The organism is Bradyrhizobium tropiciagri (assembly GCF_018130545.1).
Classification (GTDB): Bacteria; Pseudomonadota; Alphaproteobacteria; order Rhizobiales; family Xanthobacteraceae; genus Bradyrhizobium; species Bradyrhizobium tropiciagri_A.
In genome coordinates, this window is sequence record NZ_JAFCKF010000015.1 from 38,556 (window position 1) to 54,473 (window position 15,918).

Here is a 15,918-nt window from a genome sequence, read left to right on the forward strand (position 1 = left end):
CTGTTGTTGTCACGCCGCCTTCTTTTTTGAATTCAGAAATGCCGTCACCGCCTCCGCCAGCCGCTCGGGGGCCTGGATCGACGCGACATGGCCGACGCCCGCGATGGTCTTGGTCTCGGCGCGCGCGAGGTCACGAGCGAGCGAAAATGTCTCTGCATTCGGGATCAGCCGGTCGCCAGCACCTGCCAACAGCAGGGTCGGGCGATCGAAGCCGGTCAGCTCGGCGGCAACAGGCTGCGCGAGCAACGCGCCGCGTCGCGCCTTCTGGCCGTCGTCGCGGCTGGAGCCGCGGAAGATGTCGATCAGTTCGGGCCGCGTGCGCAGGTAATCCGGCGGGAAGAAGAACTCCGCGATCTTCGGCGCATTGGCGATGGTGTCGCCACGATACGAAGCGAGTGTGCGGAAGACATCGGCATTGACGTCCAGCGGGCTTCTGTTGACCTTCCAGGTGCTGCTCAGGATCAGGCGGTCGATGCTGCCGGGATGGCGGGCCGCCAGCACTTGCGCGATCTGGCCGCCCAGCGAGGTCCCGAAGACATGGGCGCGATCGTAGCCGAGCCCGGTGATCAAAGCCGCAGCATCATCTGCCAGATCGGCCAGCGAGTAGGATGACGACGGATTTCGAGTGGCGCCGGAATCGCGCTGGTCGTAGGCGATCACGGTGAAATCAGCCGCCAACACAGGCGCAAGAGCGTCGAACATCGAATGATCGGCCTCACCGCCATGGAGCAGCACGATCGGCTCGCCACGTCCCGTCTTCTCATATGCCGTGACGACGCCGTTGGATTCGAACGATTGCATCGGAGCCCCCGCTAGTGCAGCAGCGTTGAAAGGGCGCCTGCCAATTCCATTGCCGGGTCCGACGGCAGCCACGGCATCCGCCACGCCACGTGGCCGTCGGGACGCACCAGCACGGCGCCGCGCATGCCCAGTTGGAATCCGTCCGCGGGATCGGCCGACGGCAATTGTTTCAGCGAGAGCGGCAAGCGGGTCTTCTCCGACACTTGCTTCCCCGCCTCCAGCCACTCGCTGCCGAGCGGCCCCGTGACGACGGTGAACTGCTTGTCGAACCAGTCGAGCGTGGATTTCTTGCGCGACGGCTCGAGCCACATATGCGGAAAGCGCGCGCCGGGGCGGTCTGACGGCGTGTAGTAGCGGGAGTTCAATGCCTTCGCGACAGTGCCATCGGGGATCACCGCGCCCTCCTCGTAATTGTGTCCGAGGTTCTGGCCGATGCTATGCAGATGATTGTCCATATCGTTGATCCAGAACTTGATCCGGTCCGGATCGCGCGATCGCACGGCGTCGTCGGTCAGCCCAAAGCGCAGCCGGTTGCCGTAGCTGAAATTGGCGTTGGACTGCGCAATCGGGCGGCGTTCGCTGGAATAGCTGTCGAGCAGCTTTTCATCCGCGAGGCCCTTCAGCACGAAGGCGAGCTTCCAGGCGAGATTATGCGCGTCCTGAACGCCGGAGTTCAGGCCAAACCCGCCGGTGGGCGGAAAACGGTGCGCGCAGTCGCCGACCAGAAACACCCGGCCCTTTCGAAAGGTCTCGGCGACCTGCATGCTGACGCGCCAGATCGAACGGTTCAAAAGCGTGACGTCGAGGTCCGGAATGCCGGCATGGCCGCGCGCGATCTCGATGAACTCCTGGTCGGTCCACGGCCGCTCGCGATCGTCCTTGGTCAGGCCGATCTGCGTTACCGTCAGCCAGCGATCCCGGCCGTTGGTGTTCAGGATGCCGGCGCGCGGCAGATCGGGCTTGTCCGGGACGATGATGAAGCCGGCGGCCTCGCGCGCGATCGGCAGCCGCGACAGATCGGCGCGCCAATACTCGTTCGACATCACCGCCAGTGTCGACGGCCCGACCATCTCGATCCCGGCGCTGCGCCGCGTCTGGCTGCCCGCGCCGTCGGCGGCGATCAAATAGGTCGCCGTCCACTGCGTCACCTCGCCGGTCTTCTCGCAACGCGTCGTGACATTGACGCCGCTGTTGGTCTCCTCGAACGATTCACAGGACGTGTTGAACAGGACCGTGGCGTGCCGGGACTTCTCGACAACCCGCAGGATTTCTTCCTCGACCGCATCCTGCGCGACCAGGCTCTTCCAGGCAGGCGTATGACCGACATTCGGCTCGGGACGGGTGCGGCCGAACTCGTGACCCGCGATGCTGTCGAGGAACACGAACATGTCGGAGTTGTCCTGCAGGCCGCGGTTGCGGATCGCCTGCTCGATCCCCCACTGCCGGAAGATCTCCATGGTGCGAACCCAGCAGCCGCGCGACTTGGGATGATCCGTCGTGGTCGCGCTCTTCTCGACCACCACGCAGTCGATGCCGAAGCGATCGAGCAGCAGCGACATCGCGAGGCCAACCGGCCCGCCGCCGGCGATGAATACGGATGTCTGGCGTGCCTCGTCGGTGGCGGTGCCCATGCTCGCGTCTCCTCGGTTTGATCGTTGCGAGGAGACTGCTCTCTTTTTGGTATCTCACAAGAATATGTTTGATATGGTATCCATCTCGATTTGAGATGGAGCAATCATGGACCTGCGGCAGATCCGTTATTTCGTTGCCGTCGCCGAGCGTGGCGGCTTTGCTGCGGCGGCGAGCACCCTGAATGTCGCCCAGTCGGCGCTCAGCCGTCACGTCAAGGAACTCGAAGACGAACTGGGCGGTGCTTTGCTCGAACGCGGCGCGCGCGGTGTCTCCGTCACGGAATCCGGCAAGGTGCTGCTGGCGCGAGGACGTTGGCTGCTTGGGACCATCGACGACATCAAGGCCGAGGTGCGCACCGAAAATCGTGAACCCAGCGGCACGGTGCGGATCGGCGCGCCACCGAGCCTCGGCGATATCCTCTATCCGCCGCTTGCCCAGACCTTCGTGAAGCAGTTTCCGCGCGTGCGGCTCGAGTTGAGCGAGAGCCTGACGGAGAACGCATCCGAACGCCTATTGCGGGGTGAGCTAGATCTGGCGATCGTGACGACGCCGTCGCCCAACGATCACCTCGACTATGAGATGCTGGTTGTCGAGCAGGTGTTCCTGATCGGACCGTCGCGCGATCCGCTGCTGAAGCGCGGCAAGCTGACCCGCAAGGAGTTCGACGCCCTGCCATCCGCCGTGGCCCCGCTCAGCCGCAACCCATTCCCCTCGACAATGCTCTGCGCGGTGCGGGTCGACAACAGCACCCCGATGAAGCGCATGGTGGCCGCGGGCCTCGGCTATGCTTTGCTGCCATTCTCCGGCATTCATCAGGAAGTGGCGTCCGGAACGCTATCGGCGGCACTGTTGCCGTGGATGCGCGCCGAGCGCGTGCTGGCGCTGCCGCGCGGACGGCCGGTCAGCCGGGCAACGCGGGAAGCGATTGCCGTGCTGAAGACCATCTGCCGCGCGCTGATCGATGAGGGGATTATCCTGACCGCGCCGACGCGCAAGACCTGAACGCTCCTCCAGTTCGCGCCCTTCCCGCCAACCAACCATCTTGACCATGGTTGTCATGACAACTATAGAGTCATTCCAAGATTGGCGATCAAGCCGGCTGTTCCCGTCGCGCAAGGACGGGAGCCGTGAACTGCATTGGCTCTGCGGGCGACCTTGGGTTCGCGCTGCATAGGCGGCGGTCGGTCGAAGGGAGGACGCTATGAATGCTGCTTCGCAGAACCACGCGGCAAGGCTGCGGGAGATTTCCCGCCTGATTGACGATCGCCCCGCCGAGCGCATCTTCCAGGTCGATCGCCGGATCTTCAGCGATCCGGACGTGTTCGACGCCGAGCTGCGCCATATTTTCGAGGCGACATGGAATTTCATCGGCCTGGAATCCCAGGTCGCCCGACCCAACGATTTCGTCACCACCCATATCGGCCGGCATCCCATCCTGGTGATGCGGAGCGCAGAGGGTAAAGTCGGCGCATTCCTCAACACTTGCCGGCATCGCGGAACCATCGTCTGCCCGTTCAAGCAGGGGCGGCAGAAGTTTCACGTCTGCCGCTATCACGGCTGGGCCTACGATTCGAGCGGCCGCAACATCTCGGTAACGGAGGAAGCGAGCGGACAATATCCACCGTCCTTCTCGAACCAGAATCACGACCTTCTCCCCGTCGCGCGGCTCGGCTCCTATCGCGGCTTCCTGTTCGCGAGCCTTTCGGCCGACGTTCCGCCGTTGGAAGACTTTCTCGGCGACACCCGCGCCTTCCTCGACCTCATCGTCGATCAAAGCGACAGCGGCGAAGTCGAATTCGTGCCCGGCGCCAGCACCTATACGTTCGACGCCAACTGGAAGCTGCAGTTCGAGAACGGTCTCGACTACTATCATTTCGCGACCACCCACAGCTCCTACGTCGACATCCTCAAGAAGCGCAATGCCAGCGCCGGGCCGGACGCAGGTTTTACCGCGGAGCCGGAGGGCGAGCAGGAAGGCCAAGGCAGCTTCAGCTTCGACCATGGCCACGCCGTCAACTGGTCGATCAAGCGCACGCAGCTCTATGGCCGGCCGCTCGGCATGGACCCCGCGCGCCTCGATGCCGTGCGGCAGCGCGTCGGCAGCACCCGCGCCAAGTGGATGCTGCGCCAGCGTAACCTCACGATTTTTCCGAACCTCCAGGTCATCGACATCCTGTCGGCGCAGGTACGAACCTGGCGGCCGTTGGCGCCCGACAAGACCGAGATGGTGTCGCACTGCCTCGCCCCGGTCGGCGAGACTGCCGCCGCGCGAACGCTGCGCATTCGCAATTACGAAGACTTCTTCAACGCGTCCGGGCTCGCGAGCTCCGACGACAACGTCATGTATGAATTCTGCCAGACCGGCTACGACGCGACGACCGCCGCGCCCACGCAAGGCTATCTGCGTGGCGCCGCCGAGATCGGCCACGGCGACAGCGTCCATACGCGCGAGCTCGGCGTAACTCCATCCGAATGGTCGTTCGGCCCGACGAGCTTCGGCGGCGAGACCAATTTCCATCCAGGCTATCGCGAGTGGCGCAGGCTGTTGCAGCGCGCCGCGGGGGAGACGACGTGATGGCCGGCAGCGCAATCGAACAAGACGTCCACGCGATCGCAGCCGCGACCATCTATCGCGAGGCCCGCCTGCTCGACACCGGCGAATGGGCCGACTGGGTCGCGATGTACAGCGAGGATGCCGTCTATTGGGTGCCGGCATGGCTCGACGAATACACCACCACCAGCGATCCCGACACGCAGGTCTCGCTGCTCTACCACGATGCACGGCGCGGGCTGGAAGAGCGGATCGCACGCATCGAGTCGCGCAAATCGATCACGGCGCTCCCGCTGCCGCGCACGGTGCACCAGATCTCGAACCTCGAAGCATCCGAGACCGGACCTGACGAGATCATGTGCCACTCGGTGTTCTCGGTCCAGGTCTACGACCAGCGCGTCGCCAAGGACCATCTGCGCCACGGGCGCTATCAGCACACGCTGCGGCGTGACGGCGACACCTGGAAGATCGCACGCAAGGTCATCACGCTGGTCAATGACCGGATTCCGACCGTGCTCGATTTCTACAGCATCTGAGGGGCACATGACGGATCAAGGGACCTGGCACGAAGCGGCCGCACTCAGCGCGCTGAGCGAAGGCGAGCCATACGGCATCGAAATCGGCAGGCATCACGTCGCGCTCTATCGTGTCGGCAACGAGTATTACGCTACCAGCAACATCTGCACCCATGCGGAGGCGTTGCTGTCCGACGGCATGCTGGACGGTTGCGAGATCGAATGCCCGCTGCATATGGGCCGCTTCGACATCCGAACCGGCGAAGCGCTGACCAGCCCGGTCGAGATCGACATCCAGACCTATCCGGTCCGCGTGGCAGGCGACCGGCTGGAAGTCTGCCTGCCGGCATAGAACGACAATCAAGAAACAAGAATCGGGGGAAACGGCAATGACCGAAGTCGTGATGGACAAGGCGGCGATCGCGACCGCCGATCCGGAGATCGAACGCACCACCATCCGCAAGGTCGCGCTGCGCCTGATGTGGTTCGTGATGGCGATGTACTTCCTCGCCATTCTCGACCGCGGCAACATCTCCTTTGCCGCGCTGCAGATGAACAAGGAGCTCGGGCTCAATGCCGAAATGTTCGGCATCGCGGTCGGTATCATGTACTTCACCTATGCTATTTTCGAGATCCCGAGCAATCTGATCCTCGCCAAATACGGCGCACGGATCACGCTGACGCGGATCGCGATCCTGTGGGGTATCGCCACCGTGCTGATGGCGTTCACGCAGGGCCCGCTCAGCCTCTATGCATTCCGCGGCTTCCTCGGTTTTGCCGAGTCCGGCCTGTTTCCCGGCGTGATGCTGCTGCTAAGCATCTGGTTTCCGTTCAGCTACCGCGCCCGCTACAATGCGATGTTCAACTATGCGGTGCCGGTCTCCTACATCTTCGCTTCGCTGATCTCCGGCGCGATCCTCGAGCTGAACGGGGTGTTCGGGATCTCGGGCTGGAAATGGCTGTTCATCCTCGAAGGCTTGCCGCCGATCATCCTGGGGATCGTCGGCATCTTCTATCTGACCGATCGCCCGCAGCAGGCGACCTGGCTGTCGACGGCTCAGCGCAACTGGCTGACCAGCGCGCTGGAGCGCGACGCCAAGGCAACCGGTGTGGTCCATGCCGAGGGCGTGCTGCGGACCGTCACCAAGCCGATGGTCCTGCTGTTCGGCCTGTGCAATTTCGGCCTGTTCTGCGGGCTGGCCTCGCTCTTCCCCTGGCTGCCGCAGATCATCAAGTCGTTCGGCCTGCCGAATTCGCAGGTCGGCTTCGTGACCGCGATCCCGCCGATCGCCGGCCTGATCGGCATGATTGCGTTGTCGCGGCACTCCGATCATGTCGGTGAGCGCTTCTATTATGCTGCGATGACCTTCGTGATCGCGGCCGCGGGCTTCGCCATCGCCGCCTTCTCGACATCGCCGGTCTGGATCATCATCGGGTTCATGGTCGCCAATGTCGGCGTCTATGGCACGCAGGCCGTATTCTGGACCATTCCGCAGTCCTACATGTCGCGGCAGAGCGCGCCTGGCGCGATCGGCCTGGTCAGCACCATCGGCAGCATCGGAGGTGCGACGATCCCGATCGTGATCGGACGCGCGAAGGACGCCTCGGGCAGTTTCACCACCGGATTCCTCGTGGTAACAGGCGTCCTCCTCCTCGCGGCGGTCATGGTCTTGATCGCCCGCTCTCAGCTCGTGAAAGAATGAAAAGCCGGACTGCCACAAGCCGCACCAAGGCCCCTGCCCCGCGCCGCGCCCCGCAAGAGGACGCGCGCTCCGAACTGGTGATCGATTTCGAACGCTACGTGCCGACCGTGCTTTCGAGCCTGGTCGCGAAGCTGCGCGCCAATGCCAACGCGTTCTTCCCACAGGCCTATGGCGTGTCGCTCGCGGAGTGGCGGGTGCTCTCCTTCCTCAGGGAGCACGAGCCCGCCAGCGCTTACGACATCTGGACCAATGCGCAACTCGACAAGGCCGTCGTCAGCCGCGAGACGACGTCGTTGAAGAACAAGGGGTTGATCGAGCTGACCCCGGTTCGCGGCAGCGCCCGGAACCGGACCGAGATCCGGCTGACGGCTGACGGCGTGGCGCTGCTCGACCGCAGCCTCGACGAAATCCTGCGCCGGCACAGCAACCTCACGGCCGGCCTCGACGCCAAGGCGCTGGACGCCTTCTTTCGGGTCGTCGATCACATCGAGCAGCGCATTTCTCACATGGCCGACCAGTCCGGAGATAGCGTGCCGGCGCACGCACCGGTCAAGCGGATTGCAAAGCGGCGGCCGCCGAGCGGCGCCTGAAAGCGACAGGCCGGCAAGACGCCGATCGCGCGGATCGAGATACGATTCACGTGACGGTGAGTGCGCGACGGAACCCGGCGAAATTTATGTTTCAGTAAGCAAGTTGTAGCAAGAATCGATCAGTGAGTTGCGTATAGGAGACTTCCAGTGATCGACTTTGACGAACTTCGTAGTATCGCCGCGGATGTTCGTATCTTCATCGATGCCTCGGAAGACAAGGGTGGCGCGCTGAAGGCCATCGTCGATGCCTACGACGTCGTTCTCGGCATCTTCCCAGCCGGCCCTGGAATGGATCTTCACGTGGTCAAGGGCAACGAGGTGCTCAACCACATCGCGCAGACCCAGGCCTCGTCGGGCTTCACGCACACCGCCATCGCATTCCAGACCCGCGAACAGGCTGTTGCGCTTGAGCACTTGATGGCGGCCTAGCCACCGGCGCAGAGCCGTCAAAGGCTGCGCATTTCGCTTTAAGATCAAACGATTGCCCACCATGCGGCGGGCACGATATGCAGTTTGTGCCAGTCCCGCCCCCAAGGGGCGCGGTCTGTCAAAACCACATCCCGGCCCGGTCAATTCCGTGCCGTCGTCCGCGTTGCCTTCCCAAGAAAAACCGGCAAAAATCCCGTTCAGGATTCCGCCGTGGGAAGCGTGGATATGGGCCAGCACCTGACGGTTCACAACGGCGAGCTTGACGGCTTCGAGGGACTCCACGATGCCGTGAAAGGCTCGCATGTCGAGGTCATGCAGCTTGAGCGCGGCAAGCTGCGCGGCACCCTGTCCCATGTCGGGATCGACGATTTCTCGCTCAGCATCGGCGCATTCAATGTCGGGGTCCGCACCCAGCGCATCTCGACCGATCCCAAGCTGATCATCGGAATGCTGCTGAACGCGACCAATCGCGTCACGCATTGGGCATTCGACATGCAGCCGGCCGACGTGCTGGTGATTCCGCCGGGGGTCGAGCATGACGGCATCTTTCACAGCGCCTCGTCCTATGCGGCGATTCGCTTCGACATGGCCGATCTGCCCGACGTGTTCGGCGGCGAGCCGCGGCTTGCCGACGCCGAGACATGGAGCGCGAAGAACCACTTTCGCGCCGACCCCACGATCGGCATGGCCGGGGCCGACAGGCTGCCGCGAATCATCGCGCATCTCGCGCGCTATCCGGACGCATTGTCGGAGACGTCGGCCGAATTCTGGAAGCGCGCGATCATTGATTGCGTGACGGCAACGGTCGTCACCTCGCTGCCGCCGGACGGATCGAGCTACCTGCCGTCGGCGATGAAGCTGGTGCGCGACGTCGAGGACTATCTGCGCGCCGCCGGCACCCGCCCGGTCCATGTCTCGGAAATCTGCACCGAGCTCCGGCTGTCGCGACGCAGCCTGCACCGCGCCTTCCACGAGGTGTTCGGCGTCGGCCCGGTGACATTCCTGCGCTACAAGCGGCTGTGCACGATCCGCTCGATCCTGCGCGAAAGCAGGCCGGAGCAAACAACCGTCTCCAAGGTCGCGATCGAACAGGGCTTCATCGAGCTCGGCCGCTTCTCGCAGTACTACCGCGCGATGTTCGGGGAATATCCGTCGCAAACGCTCGGCTACGCCGGCTGAATCAGGCGGCCGCGCGCGCAAGCTCATTTCGACCGCGCGGGATCGCCGTTGCCGGACAGCACCTGCGCGGCGCCGCCGATGCCGCGGCGGAACGCTTCATCGAAGGTGACGCCGCGGAACCGCCATTTGTAGTCGCGGCCGTGCCAGGCCATCTGCCATTGCGTAGCCCAGCCGAGATCGTTGTCGTCCCAGACCAGCCGTCCGATCAGGATGGCCTCGCCGCCCTGCGGCGCGACGATCGTCGCCAGTTTCGCCGACGGCATCTTCAAGAGTTCGCCCGCGCCGAGGTTGGCACTCGTCAACGCCGAGGCGGCCGGCAGCACGAAGCGCATGCCGCGCTTGACGGCTGCGGCCGCCAGCGCGTCGCGCTGCAAGTCCGACTGCGTCCCGTCTGACGTCACAATGTAATCCTTCGGGCCGTGCTGCATCTCGACGAAGACGCCAAGCACCGGTCGCTGCGACCGCCACGGCTTGAGGCCGAGCTTGGCGAGAATGCCGTCGATCTTGCTTTCGTCGAAATCAACCGTCAGGTCGTAGGGCCGGTCGCGGGTGCCCTGCTCGTCATGATGCGGCTTGCCGGCATATTGATCGTGGTAGTCAAAACTGCTGACGAACGCCTTGGCCTTCGACTTGTACGCGGCAAGCCTGTGGTCGGCCGCGAGCGCCGGCTGACCGGAGACCTTGATCAGAACGTCCTCGAGACAAGCACCGAACCCGATGATCCGGTTCGGCTCGCCCTGGCCGGTGACGACGGTCTGCCCGCGGTACAGACTGTCGTCCGCGGCCATCGCAGCGCCGCAACAGATCAATGCGGCGGCAAGCAGCACGCGAACCACACCACGCAGGAGCGCGACGATCAGGTCGGACTTCGTCTCAAGCAAGGCAGCCATGGTCACCTCCGCCTGGTCGTTTCACCATCGGCACAGATTGGCGGTATTTTCCGCCGGCGCCAACGCGTTCGGGCATGGGCGCCATTCCATCGGCCACGCCGCGCGCTCTGGTCACGCAGCGGGGGCCTGACATATGCTGAGCGGATGCGCGGCGGCGCCGGTTGCGTTGCCCAAGACCAGAACATCCAGCACGAGAACATTCAGCAGGAGACGCCCCGTGAAATGCTACGAGTTGCAAGGCCCCGGCGGCGTCGACGCGCTGGCGCTGGTCGACAAGCCGGTTCCGCAGGCCGGTCCCGGCGAAGTGCTGGTGCGGCTGAAGGCGGCGACGCTCAACTATCGCGACCTGCTCACGGTCAAGGGCGGCTACGGCTCGCGCCAGAAATTTCCGCTGGTGCCGGTCTCCGACGGCGCCGGTGTGGTCGAGGCGGTCGGCGACGGCGTGAAGAATTTCGCACCCGGCGATCGCGTAATCGGCAGCTTCTTCGAAAGCTGGCTCGGCGGCGAGCCGAGCGAGACACGGATGCGCGCCGCACTCGGCGGCAGCGTCGACGGCGTGTTGACCGAGTACCGCGTGTTCCCGGCGCATGCGCTGGTGCGCACGCCGGACCATCTCAGCGACATCGAGGCCGCAGCGCTGCCATGCGCCGGGCTCACGGCATGGAGCGCGGTGGTCAAGCTCAGCGACATCAAGCCGGGACAGACGGTGCTGACCCAGGGCACCGGCGGCGTCTCGCTGTTCGCGCTGCAATTCGCCCGGATGTGCGGCGCCCGCGTCATTGCGACCTCGTCCAGCGACGCCAAGATCGCGCGGCTCAAGCAACTCGGCGCCGATGTCACGCTCAACTACAAGACCACGCCGGACTGGGGCAAGAAGGCGCGCGAGTTGACCGGACGCGGCGTCGATCTCGTGGTCGAGGTCGGCGGCGTCGGCACGCTGAACGAGTCGATCCGCGCCACCCGGATCGGCGGCACCATCGCCTTCATCGGCGTGCTCGCAGGTCCCGCCTCGTCCGACTCGCGGCTGCCGCTGATGGTGATGCAGCAGCAGCGGCTGCAGGGCGTCACCGTCGGCTCGATCGAGGATCTGCAGGCGCTGTGCGACGGCGTCAGCATGCACGGCGTCAAGCCCGTGATCGACAAGGTGTTCGCCTTCGACCAGGTCAAGGACGCGTTCGCCCACATGGCGAGCGGCGCGCATTTCGGCAAGGTCGCGATTGCGATTGGCTAGCGTACCTGCGATCAAGGATTACCTTCCCGTGAACTGCGCCTTGCGTTTCTCGACGAAGGCCTGGCGGCCTTCCTTCGCGTCGGCACTCTCGCGGATCACCTGTTGCAGCTCGATCTCGCGGCGGAACTGCTCGGCATAGCTCGCGTGTTCGCTCGCCTCGAGCAGCTGCCGTGTCGCGACCAGCGCACGCGTCGGGCCGTCAGCAAGCCTGCCGGCGAGCGCCTTCGCCTCGTCGAGCAGCTTGGCGTCGTCGACCACGTCGCGCACCAGGCCCCACTCCCTGGCCCGCTCGGCCGACAGCGGCTCGTTGAGCAGCATCAGCTCGAGCGCGCGCTGGCGGCCGACCAGCCGCGGCAACAGCCAGGTCGAACCGAGATCGGGCACCAGGCCGATCCGGCTGAACACCTGGATGAAGCTCGCCGAGCGCGCAGCCAGGATCATGTCGCCGGACATCGCAAGGCTGAAACCGCCACCGGCCGCAACACCGTTGACCGCGACCACCACCGGCATGCGGCATTCGCGCAAGGCCTGCATCGCCGGCCAATAATGCGTCATCACGCCGGTGTAGATGTTGTCGCCGAGCGAGTTGAACGCCTTGAGGTTCTGCCCCGAGCAGAAGCCGCGCCCCTCCCCGGTCAGCACCAGCGCGCGGATGCCGGGATCGATGCTCATCTCGCCGACGGCACGTGCGAGATCGCCGAGCAGTTCCGGCGTCATCGCGTTCAGGCTGGCGGGATCGTTCAGCGTCAAAATCCCGACCTTGCCGTCCCGTTCGCGCTTCACACTGCTCATTTTCCTCTCCCTGGAATTGCTTCTTATTGCGCTTATCGTGCCGCTCTATTGCGCTTACTGTGCCATGCTTGGCATGCTACGCCAACGTGCCCCGCCCGCAACAAGAACAGCGAAAGCAACGCCATGTCCGACCAGTTCTCCAACTCGCAAGTGATACGCAAACCGGCCGTCAGCGCCAAGGGCGGCATCGTCGCAGCGCAGTCGCGCAAGGCGGCCGAGGTCGGCGCGGAGGTATTGGCAGCGGGCGGCGATTGCGTCGACGCGGTCATCGCAACCACCTTCGCGCTCGGCGTGCTGGAGCCCTGGATGAGCGGTGCCGGCGGCGGCGGCGCGATGGTGCTGTACCGCGCCAAGGAGAACCGCGTCGAGGTGATCGACTACGGCATGCGCGCGCCCGACGGCCTGCGTCTGGAAGACTATCCCTTGACCGGCGGCGCGGCCTCCGACCTGTTCCCTTGGGCGCGGGTCAAGGACGACCGCAACCTGCACGGACCGGGCTCGATCGCGGTGCCCGGCGTGGTCGCCGGCATGGAAGAGGCGCATCGCCGCCACGCCAAAATGCCGTGGAAGGACTTGCTGGCGCCGAGCGTCAAGCTCGCCGGCGAGGGCCTGCTGGTGGATTGGTGGACCACCGAGATGATCGCAAGCTCCGCTGCCGATCTGCGGCGCTATCCCGCCAGCGCCGTGGCGTATCTGCTGGATGGCCTGCCGCCGAATGCGCAGTGGGGCATCAAGTCTGAGGTCCGCATGCCGCAGGACGCGCTGAAGGCGACGATGGCGCAGCTCGCTGCGGCGGGTCCGCGCGATTTCTACGAGGGCGATCTGGCGCGCAGCATCGCTGACGACATCCAGGCCGCCGGCGGCACGCTGTCGGTACGCGATCTCGCCGCCTTCCGTTCCCATCTGCGCGAGCCGCTAAAAATTCCCTATCGCGGCGGCACCGTCTATGCGACGCCGGAATTGACCGCGGGTCCGACCATGGCGCGCACCCTCGGACTGTTGCAAGAGGCGCTCGCGCCCGCGCAGGGCGGTCCGGATGCCGTGGCCTACGCGGCCTATGCCGAGGCGCTGCAAGCCGCCTATCGCGAGCGGCTGAAGGACATGGGCGATGTCGACGGCCGCCGCGCGCTCGGCGCCGAGGCGATCGCACCAAGCTGCACGACGCATTTCTCCGCCGTCGACCGCGACGGCAACATGGCCGCGGTGACGCAGACCCTGCTGTCGACCTTCGGCTCCAAATTCGTGACGCCGAACACCGGGCTCACCATGAACAACGGCATCATGTGGTTCGATCCGACGCAAGGCAATCCGAACTCGCTTGCGCCGGGCAAGCGCTGCCTGACCAACTACACACCGGTCGTGGCGCAGGCAGCCGACGGCCGCACGCTGGCCGTGGGTGCATCGGGCGGCCGCCGCATCCTGCCCGCGGTCTCGCAGCTGTTGTCGTTCGTGATGGATTTCGGCATGGATCTCGACGCCGCGATCCATCAGCCGCGGATCGATGCCAGCGAAGGCGCCATCGTGATCGGCGATGTCCGCCTGCCTCAAGCCGTACGTGACGCGCTACGCGGCCGCTTCGACTATGAGGAGGCGCGCATCCAGACCCAGCCAAAGAAGTTCGCCTGCCCCAGCATCGTGCTGCGCGATGGCACAACGAACAGCGGCGCCACCGAGCCGTTTCATCCGTGGAGCGATGCAATCGCGGAGGGGTGAGAAGGTCACGGCGCGCGCGACAACAAATATCTCGGGGAGGCCGTCATGAACTACGAGCAAATCACCTGCGACATCGACGGCTCCCTGATGATCATCACGCTCAATCGCCCCGACAGGCTCAACGCCTACACCGGCACGATGGGCGCGGAGATTGCCGACGCATTCCAGCGCGCCGATGAGGACGACGATATCCGCGCCATCATCGTCACCGGCGCGGGCCGTGCGTTCTGCGCCGGCGCCGACGTCTCCGGCGGCGCCAAGAGTTTTGACACCTCCGGCAGCCACGGCGCTGGCGTGTTCGCAAGCGCCGGCCAGCGCAGCGGCCGCTTCGTCGAGGCGATCTTCAACTGCCGAAAGCCTTCGATCGCCGCCATCAACGGCGGTGCGGTCGGCGTCGGCATCACCATGACGCTGCCGATGGATATCCGCATCGCGGCACGCGGCGCCAAGATCGGCTTCATCTTCGCGCGCCGCGGGCTGGTGCCGGAGGCCGGCAGTGCGTGGTTCTTGCCCAAGCTCGTCGGCCTGCCGCAGTCACTGCGCTGGTGCCTGTCCGGCCGCACCTTCGATGCGGACGAGGCGCTCAAGGGCGGTCTCGTCAGCGAGGTGGTCGAGCCGGAGGCCCTGCTCGACCGGGCGCGGCAGATCGCCCACGAGATGACGGCGGAGACCTCGGCCGTGTCGGTCGCGCTGACCCGCCAGATGCTCTGGCGCTTCGCCGGCGCGCCCGACCCGTTCGAATTGCTCGCGATCGACAAGCCGATGTCGGTCGAGCGCGGCGGCCACGCCGACGTGCGCGAGGGCGTGCAGTCCTTCATCGAGAAGCGGAAGCCGGCGTTTCCGGGCAAGGTCTCGCAGGACATGCCGAGCCAGTATCCGTGGTGGCCGGCCTCGGAGTGACGGGTGATCGCAGCGCGAAGACCGTCGTGCTTCGAACCGATGTCGCGCCTCACCCACCGCCGTCGTCCCGGCGAAAGCCGGGACCATACGCCGCAGCAGACGTAGTGAATGGGACTCGTCGTTCCGGCAACGCGCAACAATGACCAGCTGTGGTTATGGGTCCCGGCCTTCGCCGGGACGACGATGAGGATGGTTCTCGATTCAGTCCGCCGCTGCGCTATAGTGAGAAGCCCTAGTCAACGATGGGTTGGAGCACCACAGAATGATTACCTGCTACCTGCGCTACGAGATCAGGTTGGGCAAGCTCGCCGATTTCGAAGCCTATGCCGCCATGTGGCTTGAGCTGTTGCCGCGGTTTGGCGGCATCCATCACGGCTACTTTCTGCCGTCCGAAGGCGCAAGCGACGTCGCATTGGCGATGTTCAGCTTTCCGAGCCTCGCGGCCTACGAGCAATATCGAAAGGATTCCGCCGCCGATCCGGACGTGCAGAAGGCGATCGCTTTCGCAAAGGAGACCGGCTGCTTCACGCGCTATGATCGGTCGTTCTTCCGGCCGTTGTTTCCGAAAGCGGCCGAGCAACAAGCGCGGTGACGGAATTGAGTGCAGCAAGTGCAGACGTACCGCCCGGCGCGCAACTCCTTGGGCGGGAGTGGCTGGGCTTCGACGGCGAGACCGCCTCGATCCGCTTCGAGGCGAAGCCCCTGTTCACCAACCGGCACGGCACGATCCAGGGCGGCTTCCTCGCCGCGATGCTGGATTCGGCCACAGGCCTCGGCGCGCTTGCAGCACTTCCCGCAACACAGACGGTGGTGACGAAAACCCTTGCCACGCGATTTCTCAAGCCGGCGCGCGTGGGTCCGATCACGGCCAGGGCAAAGGTCGTCTCGCGGACCGGGCGCGACATGATCGTCGAGGCCGACCTGATCGATGCGGAGAACGTGACGATCGCCACCGCCACGGCCGAGTTGCGAATTCTCGACAAGCGATAGCC

Annotated in this window: 17 protein-coding genes; 13 read left to right on the plus strand and 4 right to left on the minus strand. The window is 65.0% G+C overall.

Annotated elements, in window-relative coordinates:
• Positions 1-9 precede the first annotated feature (9 nt).
• Both JQ616_RS38390 and JQ616_RS38395 read right to left on the minus strand, forming a co-directional pair.
• Complete coding sequence (locus tag JQ616_RS38390; RefSeq protein WP_212023379.1) at positions 10-801, minus strand: alpha/beta fold hydrolase; 792 nt, start codon at positions 799-801, stop codon at positions 10-12.
• An 11-nt stretch (positions 802-812) separates the two neighbouring features.
• Complete coding sequence (locus JQ616_RS38395) at positions 813-2,432, minus strand: FAD-dependent monooxygenase (protein ID WP_212023380.1); 1,620 nt, start codon at positions 2,430-2,432, stop codon at positions 813-815.
• A 106-nt stretch (positions 2,433-2,538) separates the two neighbouring features.
• Here JQ616_RS38395 and JQ616_RS38400 point away from each other — a divergent pair, with 106 nt between their 5' ends.
• From JQ616_RS38400 to JQ616_RS38435, 8 genes are all read left to right on the plus strand, one after another.
• Positions 2,539-3,435, plus strand: a complete 897-nt coding sequence (locus JQ616_RS38400) for a LysR family transcriptional regulator (RefSeq protein ID WP_212023381.1) — start codon at positions 2,539-2,541, stop codon at positions 3,433-3,435.
• A gap of 199 nt (positions 3,436-3,634) precedes the next feature.
• Entirely contained in the window at positions 3,635-5,008 is a 1,374-nt protein-coding gene (locus tag JQ616_RS38405) for an aromatic ring-hydroxylating oxygenase subunit alpha (RefSeq protein ID WP_212023382.1), read from the plus strand.
• On the plus strand, positions 5,008-5,520 hold the full coding sequence (locus JQ616_RS38410) for an aromatic-ring-hydroxylating dioxygenase subunit beta (protein ID WP_212023383.1): 513 nt from the start codon (positions 5,008-5,010) through the stop codon (positions 5,518-5,520). Before JQ616_RS38405 ends, JQ616_RS38410 begins: the two co-directional genes overlap by 1 nt.
• Positions 5,521-5,527: 7 nt before the next feature.
• Complete coding sequence (locus JQ616_RS38415; protein ID WP_212023384.1) at positions 5,528-5,851, plus strand: non-heme iron oxygenase ferredoxin subunit; 324 nt, start codon at positions 5,528-5,530, stop codon at positions 5,849-5,851.
• Between the two features lie 37 nt (positions 5,852-5,888).
• On the plus strand, positions 5,889-7,202 hold the full coding sequence (locus JQ616_RS38420; RefSeq protein WP_212023385.1) for an MFS transporter: 1,314 nt from the start codon (positions 5,889-5,891) through the stop codon (positions 7,200-7,202).
• A complete protein-coding gene (locus tag JQ616_RS38425; protein ID WP_212023386.1) occupies positions 7,199-7,792 on the plus strand; it encodes a MarR family winged helix-turn-helix transcriptional regulator in 594 nt (197 codons plus the stop codon). Before JQ616_RS38420 ends, JQ616_RS38425 begins: the two co-directional genes overlap by 4 nt.
• Positions 7,793-7,939: 147 nt before the next feature.
• Positions 7,940-8,221 carry a hypothetical protein gene (locus JQ616_RS38430; protein WP_212023387.1) on the plus strand — a complete coding sequence of 94 codons (282 nt, stop codon included), beginning with the start codon at positions 7,940-7,942 and terminating at the stop codon, positions 8,219-8,221.
• A gap of 225 nt (positions 8,222-8,446) precedes the next feature.
• A complete protein-coding gene (locus JQ616_RS38435) occupies positions 8,447-9,400 on the plus strand; it encodes a helix-turn-helix domain-containing protein (RefSeq protein ID WP_212023439.1) in 954 nt (317 codons plus the stop codon).
• A 23-nt stretch (positions 9,401-9,423) separates the two neighbouring features.
• Here the strand turns inward: JQ616_RS38435 and JQ616_RS38440 are convergent, their stop codons facing one another.
• Positions 9,424-10,290 (minus strand): DUF2066 domain-containing protein, encoded by an 867-nt coding sequence (locus JQ616_RS38440; protein WP_212023388.1) that lies wholly within the window; start codon positions 10,288-10,290, stop codon positions 9,424-9,426.
• 217 nt (positions 10,291-10,507) lie between these two features.
• Here JQ616_RS38440 and JQ616_RS38445 point away from each other — a divergent pair, with 217 nt between their 5' ends.
• Positions 10,508-11,521, plus strand: coding sequence for a zinc-dependent alcohol dehydrogenase family protein (locus JQ616_RS38445; protein WP_212023389.1), 1,014 nt, complete (start codon positions 10,508-10,510; stop codon positions 11,519-11,521).
• Positions 11,522-11,539: 18 nt separating this feature from the next.
• Here JQ616_RS38445 and JQ616_RS38450 read toward each other — a convergent pair whose 3' ends face one another.
• A complete protein-coding gene (locus JQ616_RS38450; RefSeq protein ID WP_212023390.1) occupies positions 11,540-12,313 on the minus strand; it encodes an enoyl-CoA hydratase-related protein in 774 nt (257 codons plus the stop codon).
• Positions 12,314-12,436: 123 nt separating this feature from the next.
• On the opposite strand from JQ616_RS38450, the gene JQ616_RS38455 reads away from it, so the two are divergent.
• The 4 genes from JQ616_RS38455 (at position 12,437) to JQ616_RS38470 (ending at position 15,916) form a co-directional block, all read left to right on the plus strand.
• On the plus strand, positions 12,437-14,026 hold the full coding sequence (locus JQ616_RS38455) for a gamma-glutamyltransferase (RefSeq protein WP_212023391.1): 1,590 nt from the start codon (positions 12,437-12,439) through the stop codon (positions 14,024-14,026).
• A gap of 45 nt (positions 14,027-14,071) precedes the next feature.
• Positions 14,072-14,926, plus strand: coding sequence for an enoyl-CoA hydratase-related protein (locus JQ616_RS38460; RefSeq protein ID WP_212023392.1), 855 nt, complete (start codon positions 14,072-14,074; stop codon positions 14,924-14,926).
• A gap of 262 nt (positions 14,927-15,188) precedes the next feature.
• Positions 15,189-15,518 (plus strand): NIPSNAP family protein, encoded by a 330-nt coding sequence (locus JQ616_RS38465; protein ID WP_212023393.1) that lies wholly within the window; start codon positions 15,189-15,191, stop codon positions 15,516-15,518.
• On the plus strand, positions 15,515-15,916 hold the full coding sequence (locus JQ616_RS38470) for a PaaI family thioesterase (protein ID WP_212023394.1): 402 nt from the start codon (positions 15,515-15,517) through the stop codon (positions 15,914-15,916). The genes JQ616_RS38465 and JQ616_RS38470 overlap by 4 nt, the downstream gene beginning before the upstream one ends.
• The last annotated feature ends 2 nt before the right edge of the window (positions 15,917-15,918 follow it).

Bases quoted from the DNA above. Each gene is read 5' to 3' on its own strand.
- JQ616_RS38390 (WP_212023379.1), bottom strand. From the start codon at position 801: ATGCAATCGTTCGAATCCAACGGCGTCGTCACGGCATATGAGAAGACG.
- JQ616_RS38395 (WP_212023380.1), bottom strand. From the start codon at position 2,432: ATGGGCACCGCCACCGACGAGGCACGCCAGACATCCGTATTCATCGCC.
- JQ616_RS38400 (WP_212023381.1), top strand. From the start codon at position 2,539: ATGGACCTGCGGCAGATCCGTTATTTCGTTGCCGTCGCCGAGCGTGGC.
- JQ616_RS38405 (WP_212023382.1), top strand. From the start codon at position 3,635: ATGAATGCTGCTTCGCAGAACCACGCGGCAAGGCTGCGGGAGATTTCC.
- JQ616_RS38410 (WP_212023383.1), top strand. From the start codon at position 5,008: ATGGCCGGCAGCGCAATCGAACAAGACGTCCACGCGATCGCAGCCGCG.
- JQ616_RS38415 (WP_212023384.1), top strand. From the start codon at position 5,528: ATGACGGATCAAGGGACCTGGCACGAAGCGGCCGCACTCAGCGCGCTG.
- JQ616_RS38420 (WP_212023385.1), top strand. From the start codon at position 5,889: ATGACCGAAGTCGTGATGGACAAGGCGGCGATCGCGACCGCCGATCCG.
- JQ616_RS38425 (WP_212023386.1), top strand. From the start codon at position 7,199: ATGAAAAGCCGGACTGCCACAAGCCGCACCAAGGCCCCTGCCCCGCGC.
- JQ616_RS38435 (WP_212023439.1), top strand. From the start codon at position 8,447: ATGGGCCAGCACCTGACGGTTCACAACGGCGAGCTTGACGGCTTCGAG.
- JQ616_RS38440 (WP_212023388.1), bottom strand. From the start codon at position 10,290: ATGGCTGCCTTGCTTGAGACGAAGTCCGACCTGATCGTCGCGCTCCTG.
- JQ616_RS38450 (WP_212023390.1), bottom strand. From the start codon at position 12,313: ATGAGCAGTGTGAAGCGCGAACGGGACGGCAAGGTCGGGATTTTGACG.
- JQ616_RS38455 (WP_212023391.1), top strand. From the start codon at position 12,437: ATGTCCGACCAGTTCTCCAACTCGCAAGTGATACGCAAACCGGCCGTC.
- JQ616_RS38460 (WP_212023392.1), top strand. From the start codon at position 14,072: ATGAACTACGAGCAAATCACCTGCGACATCGACGGCTCCCTGATGATC.
- JQ616_RS38465 (WP_212023393.1), top strand. From the start codon at position 15,189: ATGATTACCTGCTACCTGCGCTACGAGATCAGGTTGGGCAAGCTCGCC.